Source organism: Rahnella sp. ATs2, from assembly GCF_051851855.1.
GTDB classification, from domain to species: Bacteria; Pseudomonadota; Gammaproteobacteria; order Enterobacterales; family Enterobacteriaceae; genus Rahnella; species Rahnella variigena.
Genome location: NZ_JBLYPL010000014.1, coordinates 56973 through 77359, shown reverse-complemented (window position 1 = coordinate 77359; position 20387 = coordinate 56973). Strand labels below are relative to the sequence as shown.

The 20387-nt window shown below is 54.8% G+C and carries 16 protein-coding genes and 1 other RNA gene; 4 read left to right on the top strand and 13 right to left on the bottom strand.

Annotated features, from left to right (window positions below):
* Window positions 1-4 precede the first annotated feature (4 nt).
* The 9 genes from rsxD to ACJY2G_RS16065 all read right to left on the bottom strand — a co-directional run bounded on the left by rsxD (window position 5) and on the right by ACJY2G_RS16065 (window position 10134).
* A complete protein-coding gene (gene rsxD, locus ACJY2G_RS16105; protein ID WP_112291518.1) occupies window positions 5-1057 on the bottom strand; it encodes an electron transport complex subunit RsxD in 1053 nt (350 codons plus the stop codon).
* On the bottom strand, window positions 1058-3163 hold the full coding sequence (gene rsxC, locus ACJY2G_RS16100; RefSeq protein ID WP_430320540.1) for an electron transport complex subunit RsxC: 2106 nt from the start codon (window positions 3161-3163) through the stop codon (window positions 1058-1060).
* Between the two features lies 1 nt (window position 3164).
* On the bottom strand, window positions 3165-3731 hold the full coding sequence (rsxB, locus tag ACJY2G_RS16095) for an electron transport complex subunit RsxB (protein ID WP_120163995.1): 567 nt from the start codon (window positions 3729-3731) through the stop codon (window positions 3165-3167).
* Window positions 3731-4312: an electron transport complex subunit RsxA gene (rsxA, locus tag ACJY2G_RS16090; protein WP_095922116.1), complete on the bottom strand. Its 582-nt coding sequence runs from the start codon at window positions 4310-4312 to the stop codon at window positions 3731-3733. Before rsxA ends, rsxB begins: the two co-directional genes overlap by 1 nt.
* 40 nt (window positions 4313-4352) lie before the next feature.
* Window positions 4353-4793, bottom strand: a complete 441-nt coding sequence (locus tag ACJY2G_RS16085; RefSeq protein WP_112291513.1) for a DUF2569 domain-containing protein — start codon at window positions 4791-4793, stop codon at window positions 4353-4355.
* Window positions 4794-5048: 255 nt separating this feature from the next.
* Window positions 5049-6416 (bottom strand): anaerobic C4-dicarboxylate transporter DcuC, encoded by a 1368-nt coding sequence (dcuC, locus tag ACJY2G_RS16080; RefSeq protein WP_112291512.1) that lies wholly within the window; start codon window positions 6414-6416, stop codon window positions 5049-5051.
* A gap of 225 nt (window positions 6417-6641) precedes the next feature.
* Complete coding sequence (locus ACJY2G_RS16075; RefSeq protein ID WP_430320539.1) at window positions 6642-7850, bottom strand: FAD-dependent oxidoreductase; 1209 nt, start codon at window positions 7848-7850, stop codon at window positions 6642-6644.
* A gap of 354 nt (window positions 7851-8204) precedes the next feature.
* Window positions 8205-8286, bottom strand: a non-coding RNA gene (locus ACJY2G_RS16070) — RtT sRNA.
* A gap of 555 nt (window positions 8287-8841) precedes the next feature.
* Entirely contained in the window at window positions 8842-10134 is a 1293-nt protein-coding gene (locus ACJY2G_RS16065; protein ID WP_439291924.1) for an MFS transporter, read from the bottom strand.
* 142 nt (window positions 10135-10276) lie between these two features.
* On the opposite strand from ACJY2G_RS16065, the gene ACJY2G_RS16060 reads away from it, so the two are divergent.
* From ACJY2G_RS16060 to ACJY2G_RS16045, 4 genes are all read left to right on the top strand, one after another.
* Window positions 10277-11176: a LysR family transcriptional regulator gene (locus ACJY2G_RS16060; protein ID WP_112290474.1), complete on the top strand. Its 900-nt coding sequence runs from the start codon at window positions 10277-10279 to the stop codon at window positions 11174-11176.
* A 169-nt stretch (window positions 11177-11345) separates the two neighbouring features.
* Entirely contained in the window at window positions 11346-12569 is a 1224-nt protein-coding gene (gene mlc, locus ACJY2G_RS16055; RefSeq protein ID WP_112290476.1) for a sugar metabolism global transcriptional regulator Mlc, read from the top strand.
* A gap of 209 nt (window positions 12570-12778) precedes the next feature.
* Entirely contained in the window at window positions 12779-13465 is a 687-nt protein-coding gene (gene bioD, locus ACJY2G_RS16050; protein WP_112290477.1) for a dethiobiotin synthase, read from the top strand.
* Window positions 13466-13594: 129 nt separating this feature from the next.
* The gene (locus ACJY2G_RS16045) at window positions 13595-15091 is read left to right on the top strand and encodes an MDR family MFS transporter (RefSeq protein ID WP_430320537.1); all 1497 of its coding nucleotides are present in this window, start codon (window positions 13595-13597) and stop codon (window positions 15089-15091) included.
* Here the strand turns inward: ACJY2G_RS16045 and ACJY2G_RS16040 are convergent.
* The 4 genes from ACJY2G_RS16040 to araA all read right to left on the bottom strand — a co-directional run bounded on the left by ACJY2G_RS16040 (window position 15088) and on the right by araA (window position 20362).
* Window positions 15088-16746, bottom strand: a complete 1659-nt coding sequence (locus ACJY2G_RS16040; protein WP_430320536.1) for an ABC transporter permease — start codon at window positions 16744-16746, stop codon at window positions 15088-15090. The two genes, ACJY2G_RS16045 and ACJY2G_RS16040, sit on opposite strands and share 4 nt — an antisense overlap.
* Before the next feature lie 48 nt (window positions 16747-16794).
* Window positions 16795-17736: an ABC transporter substrate-binding protein gene (locus ACJY2G_RS16035; RefSeq protein ID WP_430320575.1), complete on the bottom strand. Its 942-nt coding sequence runs from the start codon at window positions 17734-17736 to the stop codon at window positions 16795-16797.
* A 77-nt stretch (window positions 17737-17813) separates the two neighbouring features.
* A complete protein-coding gene (locus ACJY2G_RS16030) occupies window positions 17814-18563 on the bottom strand; it encodes an ABC transporter ATP-binding protein (protein WP_120164005.1) in 750 nt (249 codons plus the stop codon).
* Between the two features lie 293 nt (window positions 18564-18856).
* The gene (gene araA / locus ACJY2G_RS16025) at window positions 18857-20362 is read right to left on the bottom strand and encodes an L-arabinose isomerase (RefSeq protein ID WP_120164006.1); all 1506 of its coding nucleotides are present in this window, start codon (window positions 20360-20362) and stop codon (window positions 18857-18859) included.
* Window positions 20363-20387: the final 25 nt, after the last annotated feature.

Sequence of the window (20387 nt, the reverse complement as noted above, 5' to 3'; positions counted from 1 at the left end):
TTCCTCAGCGATGCCCGTAAACACGTGGTTGTGTGTAGTGATCAATCAATGGCACGGTGATATTCGCCAGTAAAACCGCAAAAGCGATGCCATCCGGATAACCGCCGTAACTGCGGATAAGCCATACCAGCAAACCAATCAGCGCACCAAAAATCAGGCGGCCTTTCGGCGTGGTAGATGCCGTAACCGGGTCGGTCGCGATAAAGAACGCGCCCAGCATGGTCGCACCGGAGAACAGCCCCACCAGCGGCGAGGAATAGCTTTCTGGTGCCAGACCCCACGCGATACCCGCGCAGAAGGCCAGCATACCCAGCATGGCAACCGGAATGTGCCAGCTGATGATTTTGCGCCACATCAGGAACAGGCCACCGGCCAGGAAGCCGAGGTTAATCCACTGCCAGCCCAGACCGGCCAGCGTGCCGCTGAACAGCGGGGTTCCGAGGATCTGATCGGCGGTATGACCGGAACGCAGACCGGTTTTAAACGCATCCAGCGGTGTCGCCTGCGTGACGCCATCAACGTTCATATTCAGCTGATACGCGGTCAGATCCTGACTGTTATGCCCTGTGAAAATGGTCAGCAGCGTGTCGGTGAATCCGACGTGATGATGCTGTAAAACATCCGGCGGTAGCCAGGTGGTCATCTGCACCGGGAACGAAATCAGCAAAACAACGTAACCTACCATGGCCGGGTTAAACGGATTCTGACCCAGACCGCCATAAAGCTGTTTGGCAATGATGATGGCGAAAATCGTGCCGAGAACCACCATCCACCACGGACCCAGCGGCGGCAGGCTGACGCCCAGCAAAACCGCAGTCAGCAGGGCGCTGTTATCGCCCAGACGTTTTTTTACCGGCTGTTTGCGCAGCTGTAAAACCGCGCCTTCCGCCAGCAGGGCAATCACGATAGCCAGCGTCAGCTGAACCAGCGTGCCGTAGCCAAAAAACCAGACCTGAGCGATCAGGCCGGGAATACACGCCAGAATTACCATCATCATGATGGTGCTGGTGTTCTGGCGGTTATGCGTAAAAGGTGAACTTGCGATCCTGAAGGCCATTTATTCCTCGTTCGACATTGTCTGAGCGGCTTTACGGGCCTTAACTCGTGCGATCGCAGCAGCCACAGCGGCTTTGCGTGGATCGCTTTCTTGTTGTGATGTTTCTTTTTCTTCCGGTTCAGCGTCCTGCGCTTCACTCAGTGCAGCAGCTTTTTTGGCTTTAGCACGGGCAATGGCCGCGGCGACAGCGGCTTTGCGTTTATCGTCTGCGGACGGCTCGGCAGGTGACGCTGTCACGTTTTCTTCGCCATTTGCAGGTTGTGCCGCAGCGGCCTTTTTGGCTTTCACACGGGCAATGGCTGCGGCGACAGCGGCTTTGCGGTCATCCTCTGCCGGCGCCTGCGGGGCAACGGCCAGTTCGCTTTCTTTCGCTTCGACCACAACGCCGCTGTTTCCGGCTTTTTTCGCTTTCACACGTGCGATAGCCGCAGCCACGGCGGCTTTGCGGTCGTCTTCCGCAGAAGGCGGAGTCTCAGGCACCGGCTCAGAAGCCACCGGGATTTCCTGCTCAGCGGCGGCTTTTTTCGCTTTCGCACGAGCAATAGCCGCAGCAAGCGCCGCTTTACGCGGATCGGCTTCGGCAGGCTGCTGTGCCGCTGTTTCAGCAGATGGCGCTTCTGTTGCCGGTGTTTCGTCCAGTTTCACTGCCGCTTTCTGGTGTTTCTCTTCACGCGCTAACTTCTCGCGTTCCATGCGCGCCTGTTTGGCTTCAAAGCGTGCCTTGGCTTCGGTGGCGCGGGCAGTCTCTGCATCGATGGCGCGGATTTCGGCCTTTTCCTGACGGTAATACTGCACCAGCGGAATATTGCTCGGGCAGACGTACGCACAGGCACCGCATTCGATACAGTCGAAAAGATTATGCTTACGCGCTTTCTCGTGTTCTTCGCCTTTGCTGAACCAGTAAAGCTGTTGCGGCAGTAAACCAGCCGGACAGGATTCGGCGCAAAGGCTGCAGCGGATACAGGCTTCTTCCGGTTCCGGCTCACCCAGTTCGGATTGAGACGGTGCCAGCAGACAGTTGGAAATTTTGACCACCGGGACATTGAGCGATGGCAGGGTAAAGCCCATCAGCGGACCGCCCATAATCACCATCTTTTTGTCGCCCTGCGGCTGCAATGCGCCTTCACGCATCAGATGTTCAATCGGTGTGCCCAGACGCGCCCAGACGTTGCCGGGTTTTGCCATCGCTTCGCCGGTCAGCGTGACCACGCGTTCTATCAGTGGTTCGCCATCGATAATCGCGCGTTTGATAGCAAATACGGTGCCGACGTTTTGCATCAGCACGCCGATGGACGACGAGTGATGGCCTTTCGGCACTTCAAGGCCGGTCAGGATTTTGGTCAGCTGTTTGGCACCACCGGAAGGGTATTTGGTCGGGATTACCCGCAGTTCAATGCGCACACCTTCGGCCTGTTCGGCTTTGATAGCGTGTTTAAAGGCGGCAATAGCTTCCGGTTTGTTGTCTTCGATACCGATCAGCACGCGTTCCGGTTGCAGCATGTGGCACAGAATACGCGTGCCTTCGAGGATTTCCGCTGCGTGTTCCTGCATCAGGCGGTCATCGGCGGTGATGTACGGCTCACATTCGGCAGCATTGAGAATCAGCGTGCGGGTAGACGTCAGGCCGCCTGCCAGTTTGCTGGCGGTCGGGAAACCTGCGCCGCCCAGTCCGGCGATACCGGCCTGACTGATGCGCTGATTCAGTTCATCGGCAGAAAGCTGGCGATAATCGGCAATGAATTCACGCTCGCACCAGGTGTCCTGGCCGTCGGCTTCAATCAGCACACACAGTTCTTTCAGGCCGGAAGGGTGCGCGGTGATATGCGGCTCGATCGCGGTGATTACGCCGGATGTCGGCGCATGAACCGGCACGGTGCGGCCACGACCTGTGGTCAGCGGCTGACCTTTTAATACGCGGTCGCCAGCTTTCACGCATAGCTCGCCTTCAGGGCCAAGGTGTTGCTGAAGAGGAATGATAAAGCGCTCAGGCAGCGGCACGTTGCGCAGCGGAACGTGGCTCGACTGAGTCTTCATTTCCGGCGGATGAATACCGCCGTCGAAGTCCCAGACTTTGTCTTTTTTGAGCGCGGCAAACAGATTAAACATGTTACTCCGCATGGATGACCTGAACCGGAATGGACTGTAAATCCCATTTCCAGTTTGCGGTGGTGGTTTTTATTGGCAGCATTTCGATGCAGTCCGTCGGGCACGGTGCGACGCACAGGTCACAGCCGGTGCATAAATCGGTAATCACGGTATGCACGGCGCGGGTGGCACCGACAATGGCATCAACCGGACAAGCCTGAATGCATTTGGTGCAGCCGATACAGTTGCTCTCGTCGATGTAGGCGACTTTGCGTACTGGTACTGCCGCAGCGGCGTCTTCGCCCATTGGCTGCGGTTCGACGTTAAGCAGGGTCGCCAGTTTGAGCATCACCGCTTCGCCGCCCGGCACACATTTATTGATGCTGTCGCCATTGGCAACCGCTTCAGCGTAAGGCTTACAGCCGGGATATCCACATTGCGCGCACTGGCTTTGTGGCAGGATCTCATCGATCTGATCGACAACCGGATTGCCTTCGACCGCAAAACGACGCGAGGCGTAGCCCAGAAGCAGGCCAAAAACCAGCGCCAGAGCGGTCAGCGCGCCAATCGCTTCCCATAATTCAAACATTAGAATTTCACCAGACCTGTGAAGCCCATAAAGGCTAATGACATCAGGCCAGCCGTGACCAGCGCAATCGAAGAACCTTTGAACGGAGCAGGGACGTCAGCCACCACCAGACGTTCACGAATGGCGGCGAACAGCACCATCACCAGCGAGAAACCGAGCGATGCGGCAAATCCGTACAGCGCGGACTGCATAAAGTTGAACTGCTGGTTGATGTTCAGCAGTGCCACGCCGAGCACGGCGCAGTTGGTAGTAATCAGCGGCAGGAAGATACCCAGCAGGCGATACAGTGACGGACTGGTTTTACGCACCACCATTTCGGTGAACTGCACCACAACTGCGATCACCAGAATAAAGGCCATGGTGCGCAGATACACCAGTCCCAGCGGCATCAGTATGAAAGTGTTGACGATCCACGAGCAGATATTCGACAGGGTGATGACGAACGTGGTCGCCAGCCCCATACCAATAGCGGATTCCAGTTTCTTGGAAACGCCCATAAATGGGCACAGGCCAAGAAACTTAACCAGTACGAAGTTATTTACCAGCACAGTGCCGACAAAAAGTAATAAATAAGAGGTCATGACAATTGCCCGGACATAATAAACATTAAAAACCTCAGGGTTATTCCGTGAAGGTTTCTTTTACCCGCAATGAGCGCTTGAAATAAGGCACAAAGACGGCGGCGGCCAATAAAGGTAACAATAAGTTACGCACGGCCAAATCATCAGTAACTGGCGAGAATGCAAAGGCTTTTACCGCCAGAAGCACCGTACATAATAACCAGATAATATACATTTTCGGTAAGGCTCTTGCGCGCTTACAGAATTGCCACAATACCGCGACGGTAAATGCCCCCATCGCCAGCGTGGTCACCACGGAGAAATACCATTGCAGGGTAAATGCCTGCGAGTTGGTGAATAAGTATTCACGCGATTCCGGCACAAATAATGCCATTGAAAACAAAAATAGCATTAATACGACGCTCAGCAGCGTCACAATCAGATACGCCATCGGGGCCAGTAACCACCCGCCAATACGTTTATAGCCCGGATTATTCGACATAAAAGCTTTTCTCACGCTGGTTTCGCCATCAAATCAGCACGGGGAGAGTTCCCCGACCTTCAAGGCGCAGTAGCTTAACCTGTGAGAGGCATTCTCGTTATCGTATTTATGTGATCAATACCTTAATCCTTCATGCCGTTTCTGCGTTGGCTGTCTTCACTCGCCCCGGTCACATACTTTTGTATGCTCCCGGGGACTTACTCAGTTGCCGCCTTGATACAGCCTGAATGTTTCAGGTATTAAAATCGGGGAGGTTTAATGCACCGGCACCAGAATTTCGGTGGCGACGATCACCACGATCAGACCGACCAGCACGGGAACGGAGGTACGTTTAACCACTTCGAAAGGCGAGATTTTTGCCATGCCGGCCACGGCTACCACGACGCCGGAAACCGGTGAAATAGTGCGGCCGAGGTTAGACGCCTGCAACATCGGGATGACCAGGTATTCCGGGTTGATGCCCATTTTTGCCGCCAGTTTTGGGATGAGTTCGACGAACGCATAGAACGAGGCATTACCGGAACCGGTTGTCATGGCGGCAAGCACGGTGATCACCACCAGAACCAGCATCATCACAATGCTGCCTGAACCAAAGTTTTGCGCCAGTCCGATCAGGCTGCTGATGAATCCGACGGTGCTCAGTCCTTGCGCGAATACGCCGGCCGCGACCAGCAGCATCACCACGTTGGCGAAGGCATCCGCCATGCCGCGATAAGCGACGTCCAGACCGGCGAAGACGGCTTTGCCGTTTCGGTTACGCAGCGTTTCAATGATGGCGGTCAGCAACATACAAATCACCAGGATGGTGATGATATGCAGATTCGGGCCCCATTTACCGTCGAAAATCAGCACACCGATAATCGGCGTGAAAGGCAAAATGGCGTAGAAAGCGGGGGCATTCGTTTCGACCACATCGTCTGCATTGGAATCAACGGCATCTACCTGCGCGGTGGTATCGCGTTTATCCAGATAGCGTTGCCAGAAGAAGTGCGCGATCGCCATTGCCACAATGGCTGCTATGGAAATCGGCAGGGTGACTTTAAAGGCGAAATCCACCAGCGGCATATTCGCGGCCTGCGCTGCCAGCACGACATCACCTGAAGTCGGAGAAAGAATAATCGCCGCAGGGGAAGCACAAATCGCCGCCGCCGCACCGCGACTGATGCCGACGTTAACCATAATCGGGAACAGGGTAGCCATCAGCAACACGCCCAGACCGGTCGCCGAAGACACCGCCAGTGACATCAGGCACGCCAGAATATAAGCCGCAACCATCAGAATGTACGGCGAGTTGATCATCTGTAACGGACGCGACGCCAGCTTAACCACCACATCATTGGCGCCGATATGGGTCATATAGGCCGCGAAACCACACAGCATCATGATCATCATGCCGAGATCGCCACCACGGCTCATCAGCAGAATTTTGACGTACTCGACGATATCCGTCGCGTTCCAGCCGGTACTTTTAGTGCCTTCCGGCAGGATACTGTGACCCATGATTGCGCTGATAATCAGCAGCAACAAACCACCGACCATCAGGACGCCGGTGGGCGAATAGCCTTTGATGATATAGCGCCCGACAAACACGGCGACCACCAGTCCGATCAGTAATTCCAGCATGATTGTATTCCCCGAGATTAAATGTGGATCCAAGTGAAAGGCGGGAACTTTGCCGAAATAACGGTACGGGCGTAATGACGCTCATCAATTATGGGTGATGAAAGGCGGGGGGATATTTAAATTTGTGATGCCTGTTCAGAAGAGGATCCGGTACGGCGCCTCCCCCTGCGAAGGGGGAGGCGGGGAGGGAGTTGACCGTGCACATCAATAGGTTTGCCTGAAAAATCAAAGCTTCGGGATTTCCCGATAAAACCCGACTCCGATGAGGCGTCCAAAAAGGAATGGTATAAATTTCCGCCCGCGCAGCCACATTTCCAGCCGTGATGGGGCGCGCTTCCTTTGTTTCTGTCCTGCTTTACTGATCATAATCTGTAACGCCTGCGTCGCCCACGTCGGGAACGTCCGGCGGCGCTGGATGCGCTTCAAATGCCGCAGCGTAAGACGTCCGGCTTTCAGCGGTTCCGTAATGATATTCGCCGTCGCAACCGCATCCTGAATCGCCAGATTCACCCCGACGCCGCCAATCGGTGACATCGCATGAGCTGCGTCGCCGATGCACAATAGCCCCGGTTTTGACCACTCTTTCAGGCGGTCGATGCGGATCACCAGCAGGCGCACGTCGTCCCAGCTGAGAATATCGTCGGCTAAGCGCGGGCGCTCAAATGGTGACACTTCCGCCAGCAGGTCGAGAAAAGGCGCGATGCCTTGTGCTTTGAGTCCATCCAGGCTGTCTTTCGGGATCGAATAACCGCACTGCCAGTAATCGCCGCGGTCGATCATGATGAAGTTTTTCTTCGGGCCACGATGTCCCATCGACCACTGCGGATCGTCTGGGCGCTTGTTGATTTTCAGCCACAGCACGTCACGCGGTGCACCATAACGGCGGATTTCCATCCCGGCCTGTTCACGTACGATGGAATTACGGCCATCACAACCCACTACTAAATCAGCGTCGAAATGCTGCGTTTCGCCGTTCACTTCTGCAAGAACACCGGAAACCTGACATTTATCTTCCCGCAACGACAGCACCTGCGCGTTGTGGATCAGATGAAAGTTCGGCAGTTGTGCGGCCTTGCTGGCGATGAAATTAAGGAAATCCCACTGCGGCATAAACGCGATGAATTTGCACTGCGTGGGTAAATGGCTGAAATCTGCCAGCGTGGTTTCTTTGCCATTGATTTCGCCGTACAGCTTTTCCGCACGCTGATGCGGCAGGGCGAGGAATTCATCAAGAAATCCCAGTTGCCAGATGATGTCGAGCGTTGAAGGATGGATGGTGTCGCCACGAAAATCACGCAAAAAGTCGCTGTGTTTTTCCAGCACGGTGACGTCAATTCCCTTACGTGCCAGAAGATATCCCAGCATTAATCCTGCGGGACCGCCGCCGACGATGCAGCAGGACGCTGCTGCTGCGGACTTTGTATTCGGTGCCATTACAACCTGCCTGACGGTATGAATTTACATGATAACAATTATCATTTGCGCCGATGTGCGTCAATTCCTCCCGTGCTACATCACAGAACATTTCCTGCCCAGCGTTGTAACAAAGCTTTTTTTTGCCAGAGCCGTGGCGAAGGGGCGGCTTTTAAATTCCACTTCAAATTCAAATTCAAATTCAAGGTCAACACCGTGGGCGTCGGCCCACACCGACCAGAGACCCGGTAACGCGCGGGCCTCTGGACTCCGCGCTTTTTTCACTGCGCGCTGTCGCGGGTATGACGGACATGTTCTGGTGCATTGGTGAGTGGCGCAAAATGTCATCGCTGCGCGATCCCCGAATTTCAGGTGTACTCGGCCTACGGCCTCGCCCTTCGGGCCGTCACTTCGTGACGTTGTCTCGCTCCGCTCGGCTCGAGCCTTGGGTCTCGAACCATTCATTCGGTGCCATTTTTGAGCGCGCCAATCAACCTTTCTAAAAGATGAAAACAATCTGTCTTTGAATTTAAGATCGTGCGGGCGATTCAGAAATCTTGCTGAATGAGAGGTTGCAGACCCAAGGCTGCAATCCCGAAATGAAGGAACCGCGCAGCGGCAAGATTTCCAGCCTGTCGCTGCGATACCTGAAACATGGCCAGCGAGCGGAGCGCGCAGTAAAAGAGCCGGAGATTCCTAAGAGGCGCGGCGATAGGCGCCTCTTAGGGCCAGTTTGGGTGGCAACCCAAGATGTTGACCTTAAGGCCAGTTTGGGTGGCAACCCAAGGTGTTGACCTTAGGGCCAGTTTGGGTGGCAACCCAAGATGTTGACCTTAAGGCCAGTTTGGGTGGCAACCCAAGGTGTTGACCTTAGGGCCAGTTTGGGTGGCAACCCAAGGTGTTGACCTTTGGGCCAGTTTGGACGGCGAGCCCAAGGTATTGATTTTGATTTTGAAGTCGAAGTGGATTTAAAAGCCGCCCCTTTGCAGCGGCCTCTGCACAAAAAATGGCATTAAGCGGCTTTTGCCTCAGAAAGTCGCATCAACCGGAACCCAACACCCACGCCAACAATCAGCATCAGACTGATAAACCCGGTAATCCCGTACCATCCGTACGCATGCCAGAAGAATCCGCCCAGCGTCCCGGCGACGTTCGATCCCGCGTAGTAGCTGAACAGATATAAAGACGAAGCCTGACCTTTAGCACGGCGCGCACGACGGCCAATCCAGCCGCTGGCCACAGAGTGCGCAGCGAAGAACCCGCCGGTGACCAGGATCATGCCGATGAAAATCAGCCATACCGGAGATAAGGCGGTGATCAAAATCCCCAGCAGCATGATGGCTGTCGAGCCGATCAGCACCGGGCCGCGACCATAGACACCGGTCAGTACGCCTGCCTTGGGCGAACTGTAAGTCCCCATCAGATAGACGATGGAAAGTATCCCGACAATCGCCTGACTCAGGTTATAAGGCGATGAAAGCAGACGATAACCGATGTAGTTGAACATGGTCACGAAACTGCCCATCAGCAGGAAACCTTCGGCGAAAAGTAACGGTAATCCGCTGTCACGCCAGTGCAGCTTAAAGTTGATCAGCAGTTTGCGGGGCTTGAGCGAGCTGGCGCGAAAATGCTTAGAAGGCGGCAGAATGCGCCAGAACATAATCGCGGCGGCGAGGGCGAAGAAACCGACGACCGCGACGGCGATACGCCATGAAAAGAAATCGGTCAGCACGCCGCTGACTAAACGGCCACTCATGCCGCCGATCGAGTTCCCGCTGATGTATAAACCCATCGAGAAGGCGACTACGCTCGGGTGGATTTCCTCACTCAGATAAGTCATTGCTACCGCTGCCACGCCGCTGAGCGATAAACCGATCAGCGCGCGCATGATGAGAATGCCGTCCCAGCTCTGCATAAAGGAACAAACCAGCGTGCAGCCTGCGGCGAGCAGTAACGCCACCACCATCACCGATTTTCGCCCGACGGCGTCAGAAACCGGCCCGGTAAACAACAGCCCAATTGCCATCAGACCGGTCGATAACGACAGCGACAGGCTGCTGGTGGCCGGTGATACGCCGAAATCATGAGACAACACCGGCAAAATCGGCTGCACGCAATACAGCAACGCAAATGTCGCCAGACCCGCAGAAAACAGGGCCAGCGTAACGCGGATAAATTGCGGCGTACCACGTTTGATAAAAGGAGTTTTCAGACCGGAGCGGGCGACAGGCGAGTCAGGATTTAATTCGTCGTCATTAACAGAATCTTGAGCAGGTGCAGCGGAAATCCGCCGGGAGGTTTTCACTGGAAATCCTTAATACGATGGGCTGTAAAACTAAATTTTAAAATGTATGAAAATTTTAACAGTGGTCGTTGTATTGTCTAATATATTAATCAATCGAAAACGATATGTTTAAAGTATCAATCAGGAACAACCGGACATCGTTATGAGTCACATTGAGCTGCGTCATTTACGTTATTTCATCGCGGTTGCGGATGAACTGCATTTTGGCCGGGCGGCGGAGCGTTTGCATATTTCCCAGCCGCCGCTGAGCCAGCAAATTCAGGCGCTGGAAGCGCATGTCGGCGCGGCGCTGTTTTACCGCAGTAACCGCAGCGTGCGCCTGACGCAGGCGGGTCAGGTGTTTCTGTCAGAAGCGCGTCAGATTTTACAACGTGTGGATGAGGCCTCGGCGCAGGCGGCGCGTATTCACCGCGGGGAATCCGGGAATCTGACTCTCGGGCTGACGTCTTCGGCGCCGTTTTTACGCCGAGTTTCAAGTACGTTGCATCGGTTTCGCCTGACGTATCCTGACGTGAATATCCGCATCGAACAGCTCAACAGCAAACAGCAAATCGAACCGCTGCTGGAAGGAAAACTGGATCTGGGGATGATGCGCAACGGCGAGCTGCCGCCGGAACTGGAACATCATCTGGTACTGACTGAACCCCTGATTGCGGTAGTCCATAAAGACCATCCGCTTAATGCGCTGGCCGAGGGCGAACTGACGTTCCAGCATCTGGCCGATCAGCCATTTGTGTTCTTCTCTAAAGATGTCGGTACATCGCTGTACGACGATATTCTCGGGCAGTTGAAAGCGCAGGGCATTACGCCGTTTATCACCCAGGAAGTCGGGGAACCGCTGACGATCATCGGGCTGGTGGCGGCAGGGCTGGGTGTATCGATTTTACCGGCGTCTTATTTGCGGATTCAGGTGGAAGGCGTGCGCTATCTGCGCTTTGGCAATTTGCATGGCACAACGCAATTATGGCTGGTGAATCATGCGACACGTCCTCTTACGGCAGCGACCCGCGCGTTTATGGCATTGTTGCTCCACGATGACTGACGGACTTCTTGTACAGAACATGCTGTTTTTCCAGTCAATTCTGAGGGTCTTTTCACGCAATTTGTGCACCAAATCACATAACTAATCAAATAGTTGACGACATATAACAAAAACTCCAACATACCCCTAATCTTTATTTTGAAGCGCGAAAATAACAGGAGTTCCTTGAGTGATCCCCGACGGGCAACCAGGACATATCGACCAGATTAAACAAACCAATGTCGGTGCTGTGTACCGCCTGATAGATCAGTTTGGTCCCATTTCGCGTATCGAGCTTTCGAAAAAAGCACAACTGGCTCCGGCCAGTATCACCAAGATTGTCCGCGAGTTGTTACAGGCTCATCTGGTGCTGGAAACGGAGTTTCAGGATCCCGGCAGTCGCGGGCGTCCGGCCATTGGTCTGGCGCTGGATACGCAGGCCTGGCACTACCTTTCTGCCCGTATCAGTCCCGGAACCGTGACCTTAGGTTTGCGGGATTTGAGCAGTAAACTGGTGGTGGAAGAAGTGCTGCCATTGCCGGTTCAGGCTCCGGAACCGCTGCTCAAACGTATTATCTCTGAAATCGATCAGTTCTTTATCCGTCATCAGCGCAAACTCGAACGCCTTACCGCCATCGCCATTACCCTGCCGGGGATGATAGATGCACGCAGGGGCATTGTACACCGTATGCCGTTTTACCATGACGTGTTTGATATGCCGCTTGGCGACACGCTTTCCGTACATACCGGTCTGCCGGTTTATGTGCAGCACGATATCGGTGCGTGGACGCTGGCGGAGTCACTTTATGGCGCCTCCCGTGGCTGTAAAAACGTCGTTCAGGTAGTGATTGATCACAATGTCGGTGTGGGCGTGATCACCAGCGGACGGGTTCTGCATGCGGGTAGCAGCAGTGTGGCGGAAATTGGTCATACGCAGGTGGATCCTTACGGCAGGCGTTGTTATTGCGGCAATCATGGGTGTCTGGAAACGGTGGCCAGCACGGACAGTATTCTCGAACTTGTACGTCAGCGTCTGACGGTACCGGTTCCAGCCAGCTTACTGCATGGGGTTTCGCTGACCATTGAGGCCGTATGCGACGCCGCTAACCGTGGCGATCAACTGGCGCGCGATGTGATTATCAGTGTCGGTCAGAGCGTAGGGCGAATTCTCGCGATCATGGTGAATCTGTTCAATCCGGAAAAAGTGCTGATCGGCTCGCCGCTTAATTTATCTCAGGATATTCTCCATCCCGCGATAATGTCCTGTATTCAGCAGCAGTCACTTCCTGCATATAGCGAGAATATCAAACTCGAATCGACGCAATTCTATAATCAGGGAACTATGCCCGGTGCGGCATTAGTCAAAGACGCGTTATACAGCGGCTCCCTGATAATAAAATTACTGCAAGGCTAAGTTTTATATAACGTTAGGTTGTTTATCTTAATAAAATAGCTATAAGCCTTCCGGCATTTTTGCTCACCGAGTCGACAAAACATTGCGCTAACGCAAACTGCTCTCATCTCGCATCGCCTAGACTTTCTGTCGATACTTTGTCTCTGGTGGTGTTTTCTTACCGGCGACTATCTTTCAATAAGACGGAGAGATCCCGGAGCCTGAATTCCATGTTAACGCACTTTTTCGTCACGGGTACGGACGCCCGTGTAGGTAAAACCATTGTCACACGTGCCTTGCTTCAGGCCTTAGCCGCGCAGGACCGCTGCGTTTTAGGCTATAAACCTATTGCAACAGGCAGCCAGGAGTTGGCCGACGGGGTTCGAAATAAAGATGCGGTAACTCTCCAGCAGTCATCTTCTATTTCTTATCCTTTTAATAAAATAACCCCTCTGGCGTTGGCGGATGAAGATATTTATGCCAGCCAGATCCCCGGGAATGTGTTTGAAATAATGACCAATGGTCTTAATTTCATGCGTGAAGAGGCGGATTCAGTGGTTGTTGAAGGATGTGATGGCTGGAGAACATTGATTACTCCGCATCTTTTTTATTCTGACTGGGTACGCCAGCAAAATATGCCGGTGGTATTAGTGGTCGGTATTCAGGAAGGTTGCGTCAGCCATGCATTATTAACAGCGCAGGCAATTATTGCTGATGGTTTACCGTTGATTGGCTGGGTGGCGAACCGCATTAATCCGTGCCTGGCTCACTATCAGGAAACGATTGACGCGATAAGCGCCAATATTTCAGCACCGCTTCTGGGAGAAATTCCGTATTTACCCCGCGCTGAAAGCCGCGATATGGCGAAGTTTATTGACCTGTCCAGCTTCAATCTCAAAACAATGACCCGCGCCTGACGGTGACGTTGTCACAAAATTTCGCCAGTTCGGAGGCTCTGAGTGCAAAACCCGGAGCCTTTTTTACGTCTATAATTTGAAATCTGCCTGAGTGCATTCATCAATACAATTCTTAAGAAAACAAAGAACATGGCCGTCAATCATTCTGAAGTCCAAACATCTGCTGTTAAATCTTCCCACCGTCCGCTGATCCTCATTGCCTGCATGTTGTCGATGTTTATGGCCGCGGTGGAAGTGACCATTGTCGCGACCGCGATGCCGACCATCATCGGTGATCTCGGTGGTTTTTCACTGCTTGGCTGGGTATTCGCCGTCTATCTTCTGACGCAGGCGATTACGGTGCCCATTTACGGGCGGCTGGCGGATTTATACGGCTGCCGGAAAATGTTTTTCATCGGCACCACCTTATTTCTTATTGGTTCGGTTCTGTGCGGCTTCGCGCCGTCGCTGGGCTGGATGATCGGTTTTCGTGCGTTGCAGGGGCTGGGTGCTGGCGCCATTACGCCCATTGCCACGACGCTGATTGCCAATGTCTACGGTCCGCAGGAAAGGGCGAAAGCGCAGGGGTATTTGTCCAGCGTATGGGGCGTGTCGGCGATAGTCGGCCCGCTGATGGGGGCGTTTATTGTTTCCCATTTTCCGTGGGCGGTGGTGTTTTGGGTGAACGTGCCTATCGGCCTGGTGGCAATGGCGATCCTGATCAAATACCTGCCGCCGGACGGTCAGCGTAAACCGCATCAGCTGGATCTTGCCGGAACCACTTATCTCACGCTCGCCGTCGCTTCCTTATTACTGGCGCTGTTACAGGCCGAAGCTCTGGGCTACTGGGCGCTGGCGTTGCTGGCGTTTGCTGTTGTCAACGGCGGATTACTGGTGCGTCAGGAGCGTAAAACGCCTGAACCGCTGTTCCCGCTGGCGCTGTGGGACAGCAAAGTAATTATTGCCGGTAATGTCGGTGGTCTGATTATCGGCGCGACCATGATGGGGATCAGCGCGTTCCTGCCGACTTACGTTCAGGGCGTTCTCGGCGGAACACCGCTGGAGGCGGGCACCACGTTGGCGCTGATGTCCATCGGCTGGCCGCTGGCAAGCATGTTCAGCAGCCGCATGATGCAGGCAACGTCGTATCGGACCACGGCGGTGACGGGGGGATTGCTGCTGGTGGGCGGAAGTCTGGCGCTGTTATTGCTTTCGCCGTCGTCGGGATTGTGGATGGCGCGCATCGCGGCGTTTTCTATCGGCGCAGGCATGGGGCTTTCTAACACCACATTTATCGTTTCAGTGCAGAACAGCGCAGAACCGGCGATCCGCGGCATTGCTACCGCGTCGACGCTGTTCACGCGGATGCTTGGCTCAGCCATCGGCACGGCGGTATTGGGCGCGACGCTGAATCTTAATCTGGAATACCGGCTGCCGCAGGTGAACGATCCGGTTCAGCAACTGATGGAAAAAACCACGCGCAGCGCGATGGACGCAGGACAGCTGAATATGCTGACCGACAGCGTGGCCGCTTCGCTGCACTGGGTATTCGTGGTGTCGGCGGTGGTTTCAGTGCTGGCGGTCGCAGCCGGTTTGCTAATCCCGTCTGGCGACCGCCCGCGCCGTGAAGCGCAGCGTCAAAGTTAAGACGTCTGACGCTGCTGTAGCCTGAATGCGATTAACATCAGCGTCAGGCTCAGCAGTACGGCAATCGACGCCATCGCCATACCGTCGCCCACCGAACCCTGTTCAAACTGCCGCCAGACATACACGGAAACCGTCTGCACACCTGCCGGGGACAGCAGCAGCGACGTCACCAGTTCACGCGATGCCACTGCAAATACCATCATCATTGACGCCAGTAAACTCGGGAACACCAGGGGCAGCAGGATCATCCGCAATGCCTGCGCGGCAGTCGCGCCGTGTACCCGTGCCGCCGCATCGAGATTACCGCCAATCTGCTTTAGCGCCGCGCTGACATAACGCACCGGATAAGGCAGCAGCAGACAGCAATACGACAACAGCAGGATCCCCCAGGTGTTATACGGTGTCACGGGCCAGAAACTGCGGTTCCAGGCCAGGATCAGCCCGACACCCACCACGATACCCGGCAGCGCGGCCGGAAAAAGCGAAAGTCCGTCAATCAACGCCGCCCCGCGAATTTTGCGTGCCACCACCAGCCATGACGCCAGAAATCCCGTCGCACCGGCGATCAGCGCCGTGCCCAGCGCCAGACTGAGACTGGTCGACAGCGCACCGAGCGCATCGCTATGCGCAGCAAACAGATTGCCAAAGTGCCGTAATGTGAAATTGGAAAGCGTCAGTCCGCCGGAAAGGGTGCCGGAAAATGCCGTCACCAGCGTGGAGACAATCGGCAGCGCCACCGCAATCAACGCCACGACGGTAAATAACGCCATCACCGGCAGCGTCCAGCCTGCCAGCGATTTCTGTGTCACATCAGCCGGTTTACCGGTCATGCTCTCGACATTTTTACCGGCCAGCACCGCGCGTTGTACGCTGTAAGCGCAAAGTGCGATCGCCACCAGCAGCAGGGAAAGCACCGCAGCTCCCGGCATATCAATCGGCCAGTCGGCAAGACGCTGTTCGATACCGGTCGTCAGCATCAGAATGCCGCTTCGCGAACCTAACGCGCCGGGCACGCCGTATTCTTCTATCGACAGGGTAAACGCCAGCAGCAGACTGGAGGCCATGGCCGGTAAGGCCATCGGCAACGTGATGCGGATAAATGCCCGACAGGGGCCTGCGCCATGAATACGCGCCACATCCGCCAGACGGCTGCCGCTGGCGGCCATGCTGCGCGAGACGGCAAAATAGACCACCGGAAAAACGTTGAGCGTCATCACTGCCACCATACCCGGCAGTGAAAACAGAAAATCATTCAGATGCAGCCACGGCAGCAATTGCTGTACGTAACCGTTGGTTTGCAGCGCCAGCATCCACGACAGCGCAGCGATATAAGGCGGTATTAAAAAAGGGATCAGAAAAACCACATCCCACAGAACGGCGCCGGGCAGGGCGAATAATCCGCGCAGCGCGCCCAGAGGCACGCCGATCAGCGCGCTGCATAACGCCACGCCCAGTCCGACTTTCAGCGTGGTGGCAAACAGTGCCTGCAACGAAGGTTCGGCAAAAACGCGGGTAAAAGTGCTGAATGGCGCCGAATAACTGCCGGTATCCAGATGCGGAAAAACCGCCTGCAAGATCACAAATGCCACCGGCACCGCGACCAGTAACAGCAGCGCGATGCCCGTTACGCCCGGTAAAAAAGCGTTTCTATTCATTGATCAAATCTCAGAAGCGGGCTGTTTTAGCGACAGCCCGTGAAAGGATTATTGCTGGCCGAACAGCTTCGCAAAACGCTCGAGAACGTCTTTACGGGATGCTGAAGCCTGTGAGGCCTCTGGCAGCAATTTCAATGATTTAAACAATGGGCGTTTGGCATCAATGTCCGTGCGCGCTGGCATCAGCCACGCATCGGCGACCAGTTTCTGGCCTTCAGGCGAGAGCGCGTAATCTATGAATGCTTTGGCTTCTTTCTGCTGCTGGCTGGATTTGAGGATCATCATCGGACGCGGCGCGATAACCGTGCCGCTGCTCGGGAAAATCACTTTAACGGATTCGCCGTCCTGCACGCTGCCATAAGACACATAATCCACTGCGCCGAATACCGCGGCTTTTGCCCCCTGCAAGACCGGCGTCAGGGCCTGCGCATTCGGACCAGCGATAATCATGCCGTTGGCTTTCAAATCTTCAAACAGCTTCCAGGCCTGCTGTGCATGCGCATTTTGTAACCCGATCAGCAAATCTAAAGAAGCACCAGAAAGCGACGGATCCGGCGTGGTGACTTTGTCTTTGAATTCCGGTTTGGCTAAATCGCCCCAGTCTTTTGGTTCGGTAGTACCGCTTTTGGTGTTCCACACGATACCCAGCGCGGAAATACCCTGCGCGACGTAATACGGCGTTTTGAATTGTGCCGGAACCTGTTCTGCATTCGGGCTTTGATATTCCAGCAACCAGCCACGTTGCTCGAGGTCGGTTGCGGTATCCCAGGACGCTGAAATTAAGACGTCCGCGCGCGGATTAGCCTGTTCGGCTTCCAGCCGCGCCATGACTTTGCCGGTTGTTGCCTGGAACACATCGACTTTTACGCCGGTTTGTTTTTCATAGCCTGCTGCCAGTTTTTTTGCCAGTGAACCCGGCCCGGCGGTGTAGAGCGTCAGTGCCTGAGCACTGCCGGCTGCCATTGCGAGAGAAAGAGTCATTGCTGTCATTACGCCTGTTTTGGTACGGGAAAACGTTTTTGTCTGTGTGTTGTGTGTGCGGTTCATCATTTTCATTCCATCAAAGGTTAAGCAACAAAAGGTGAAACAACGGAAGGGTCAATCTGGTCAATGCTGGCGATGGCGCCTTTGTCCATGCGCGCAATGCGGTGAGCGAGTGCATGAGCTTCGTGCTGATCGTGGGTGACATACACCGCCGTGGTGCCGAGCTGGCGCAACAATGTCGCCATTTCTTCGCACAGGCTTTCGCGCAGGTCGCGGTCAAGATTTGACAGTGGTTCATCGAACAGCAAAATACGCGGCTCGGCGACAATCGCCCGTGCCAGCGCCACGCGCTGCTGCTGACCACCGGAAAGTTCAGAAGGGCGGCGCGAGACAAAATCCGCCAGCCCGACGCGCTCCAGCGCGGCCATTACTTTCTCGTGTTGAGCTGCGCCACGGATCCCGCGCATTTGCAACGGAAACGCCACGTTCTGGCGCACGTTCATGTGCGGCCACAGGGCGTAATCCTGAAACGCCATCCCGAGATTGCGTTTTTCCGGCGGCACGCTGAGTTTCCCGCTGGCGACGATTTCGCCATCAAAACTGATTTGCCCCGACGCGGGATGGAGTAGCCCCGCCAGCATTTTCAGCAGCGTGCTTTTCCCGCAGCCCGAAGGGCCAAGCAGGGCGAGGATCGTACCTTCCGGCACGGATAAATTGACGTGATTGAGTACCGGGTTGCTCCCAAAGTAATGGGACACCTGATGAATAGCGATGGCAGGGGGAGAAGACATGCGCGCAGGCGCATTCCCGCCGGTATGAGCTGGAATGATCATGGTTGGTACTATCCTCTTTGGGATTTATTTGTGGGGTGAGCGTAAAGGGGGAATGTGACGGGGAAATGACAGTTTCTGTTCGTTCTTGTCGAGGATGCGTAAGAATTGTGAAGACTGGCTGGGGCGACTCCCTCCCCTGCGAAGGGGAGGGTTGGGGTGGGGTATTAACGAAAAATCAAAGAGTTGAAGTTTGCTTTTACAGAGTGTTTGGCTTTAAAACCCCCTCCCGGCCTCCCCCTTCGCAGGGGGAGGAGCAAAGAAAAAAGGCTCTTTGAAGTGGAGGAGCAAGCAAATCAACGACTGCAAAGTTTGTAATACACCTCATTCCACCGGATCTGATTCTTAAAGTCCGGCAGCGTCGTCTCGTTATCAATCACCAGCAATTCAATATTGCTCAGCTCCGCATATAACCGCAGCGCATCAATATCCAGTGCCTGTGAGAACACGGTATGGTGCGCGCCGCCGCCAAGGATCCAGGCTTCTGCCGCTGTCGCCAGTGAAGGCTGGGCTTTCCAGATAGCCCGGGCGACGGGCAGTTTTGGCAACGGATGCGGTTGCTCGACGGTATCCACCAGATTGACCAGCAGACGGAAACGGTCGCCCATGTCGATGACGCTGGCGTTAACCGCAGGGCCTGCCGGCGTGGAGAAGATCAGACGCGCCGGATCCGCTTTGCCACCTATGCCGAGATATTGCGCATCGAGTAACGGTTTTTCTTCTTTAGCAATCGACGGGCACACTTCCAGCATGTGCGAACCGACTACCAGGTCATTACCCGGCTTGAAGTGGTAGGTGTAATCTTCCATGAACGACGTGCCACCTTTCAGGCCGCTGGCCATCACTTTCATGATGCGCAGCAGTGCCGCAGTTTTCCAGTCGCCTTCGCCGCCAAAGCCGTAGCCTTTTTGCATCAGACGCTGTACCGCCAGCCCCGGCAACTGTTTCATGCCGTGCAGATCTTCAAAGTTGGTGGTGAATGCGCCGAATTTACCGTGCTCCAGGAAATGCGTCATCCCCAGTTCGATTTTCGCCGCATCCAGCAGGTTTTCACGACGTTCGCCGTTAAGTTTAACCGCATCGGTCAGGCGATAAGTGGCTTCGTATTCTTCCACCAGCGTGTCGATATCGCCTTTGCTGACTTCGTTGATGACGCTGACCAAATCGCCAATGCCGTAAGCATTGATGCTGTAGCCGAACTGGATTTGTGCGGCCACTTTGTCACCTTCTGTCACGGCAACTTCACGCATGTTGTCGCCAAAGCGCGCCACTTTCAGATGCTGACTTTCGTTTTTCGCGGCAGCGACGCGCATCCATTGGGCGATTCGGCGATGTGATTCGCCATCCTGCCAGTGACCCGCGACCACAGTGTGTTGCTGACGCATACGGGCACCAATGAAGCCAAACTCGCGGCCGCCGTGTGCGGTCTGGTTCAGGTTCATGAAGTCCATGTCCATGGTGTCCCACGGAATTTCAGCGTTGAACTGTGTATGGAACTGCAACAGTGGCTTATGCAGAATGCTTAAGCCCGCGATCCACATTTTGGCCGGAGAGAAGGTGTGCAGCCAGGTGATGATCCCCACGCAGGCATTGTCGTAGTTGGCGTCGCGGCACAGCGCCGTGATTTCATCCGGCGTGGTGACCAGCGGTTTAAGCACCAGTTTAACCGGCAAACCGGCTTCGCTGTTCAGGCTACTGACCACCTTCTCGGCGTTCTCTTTTACCTGACGCAATGCTTCCGGTCCGTACAGATGCTGACTGCCAATGGCGAACCACACTTCGAGATGTTTAAACGCGTCCATTTATTACTCCTGAATATCGTAGGTG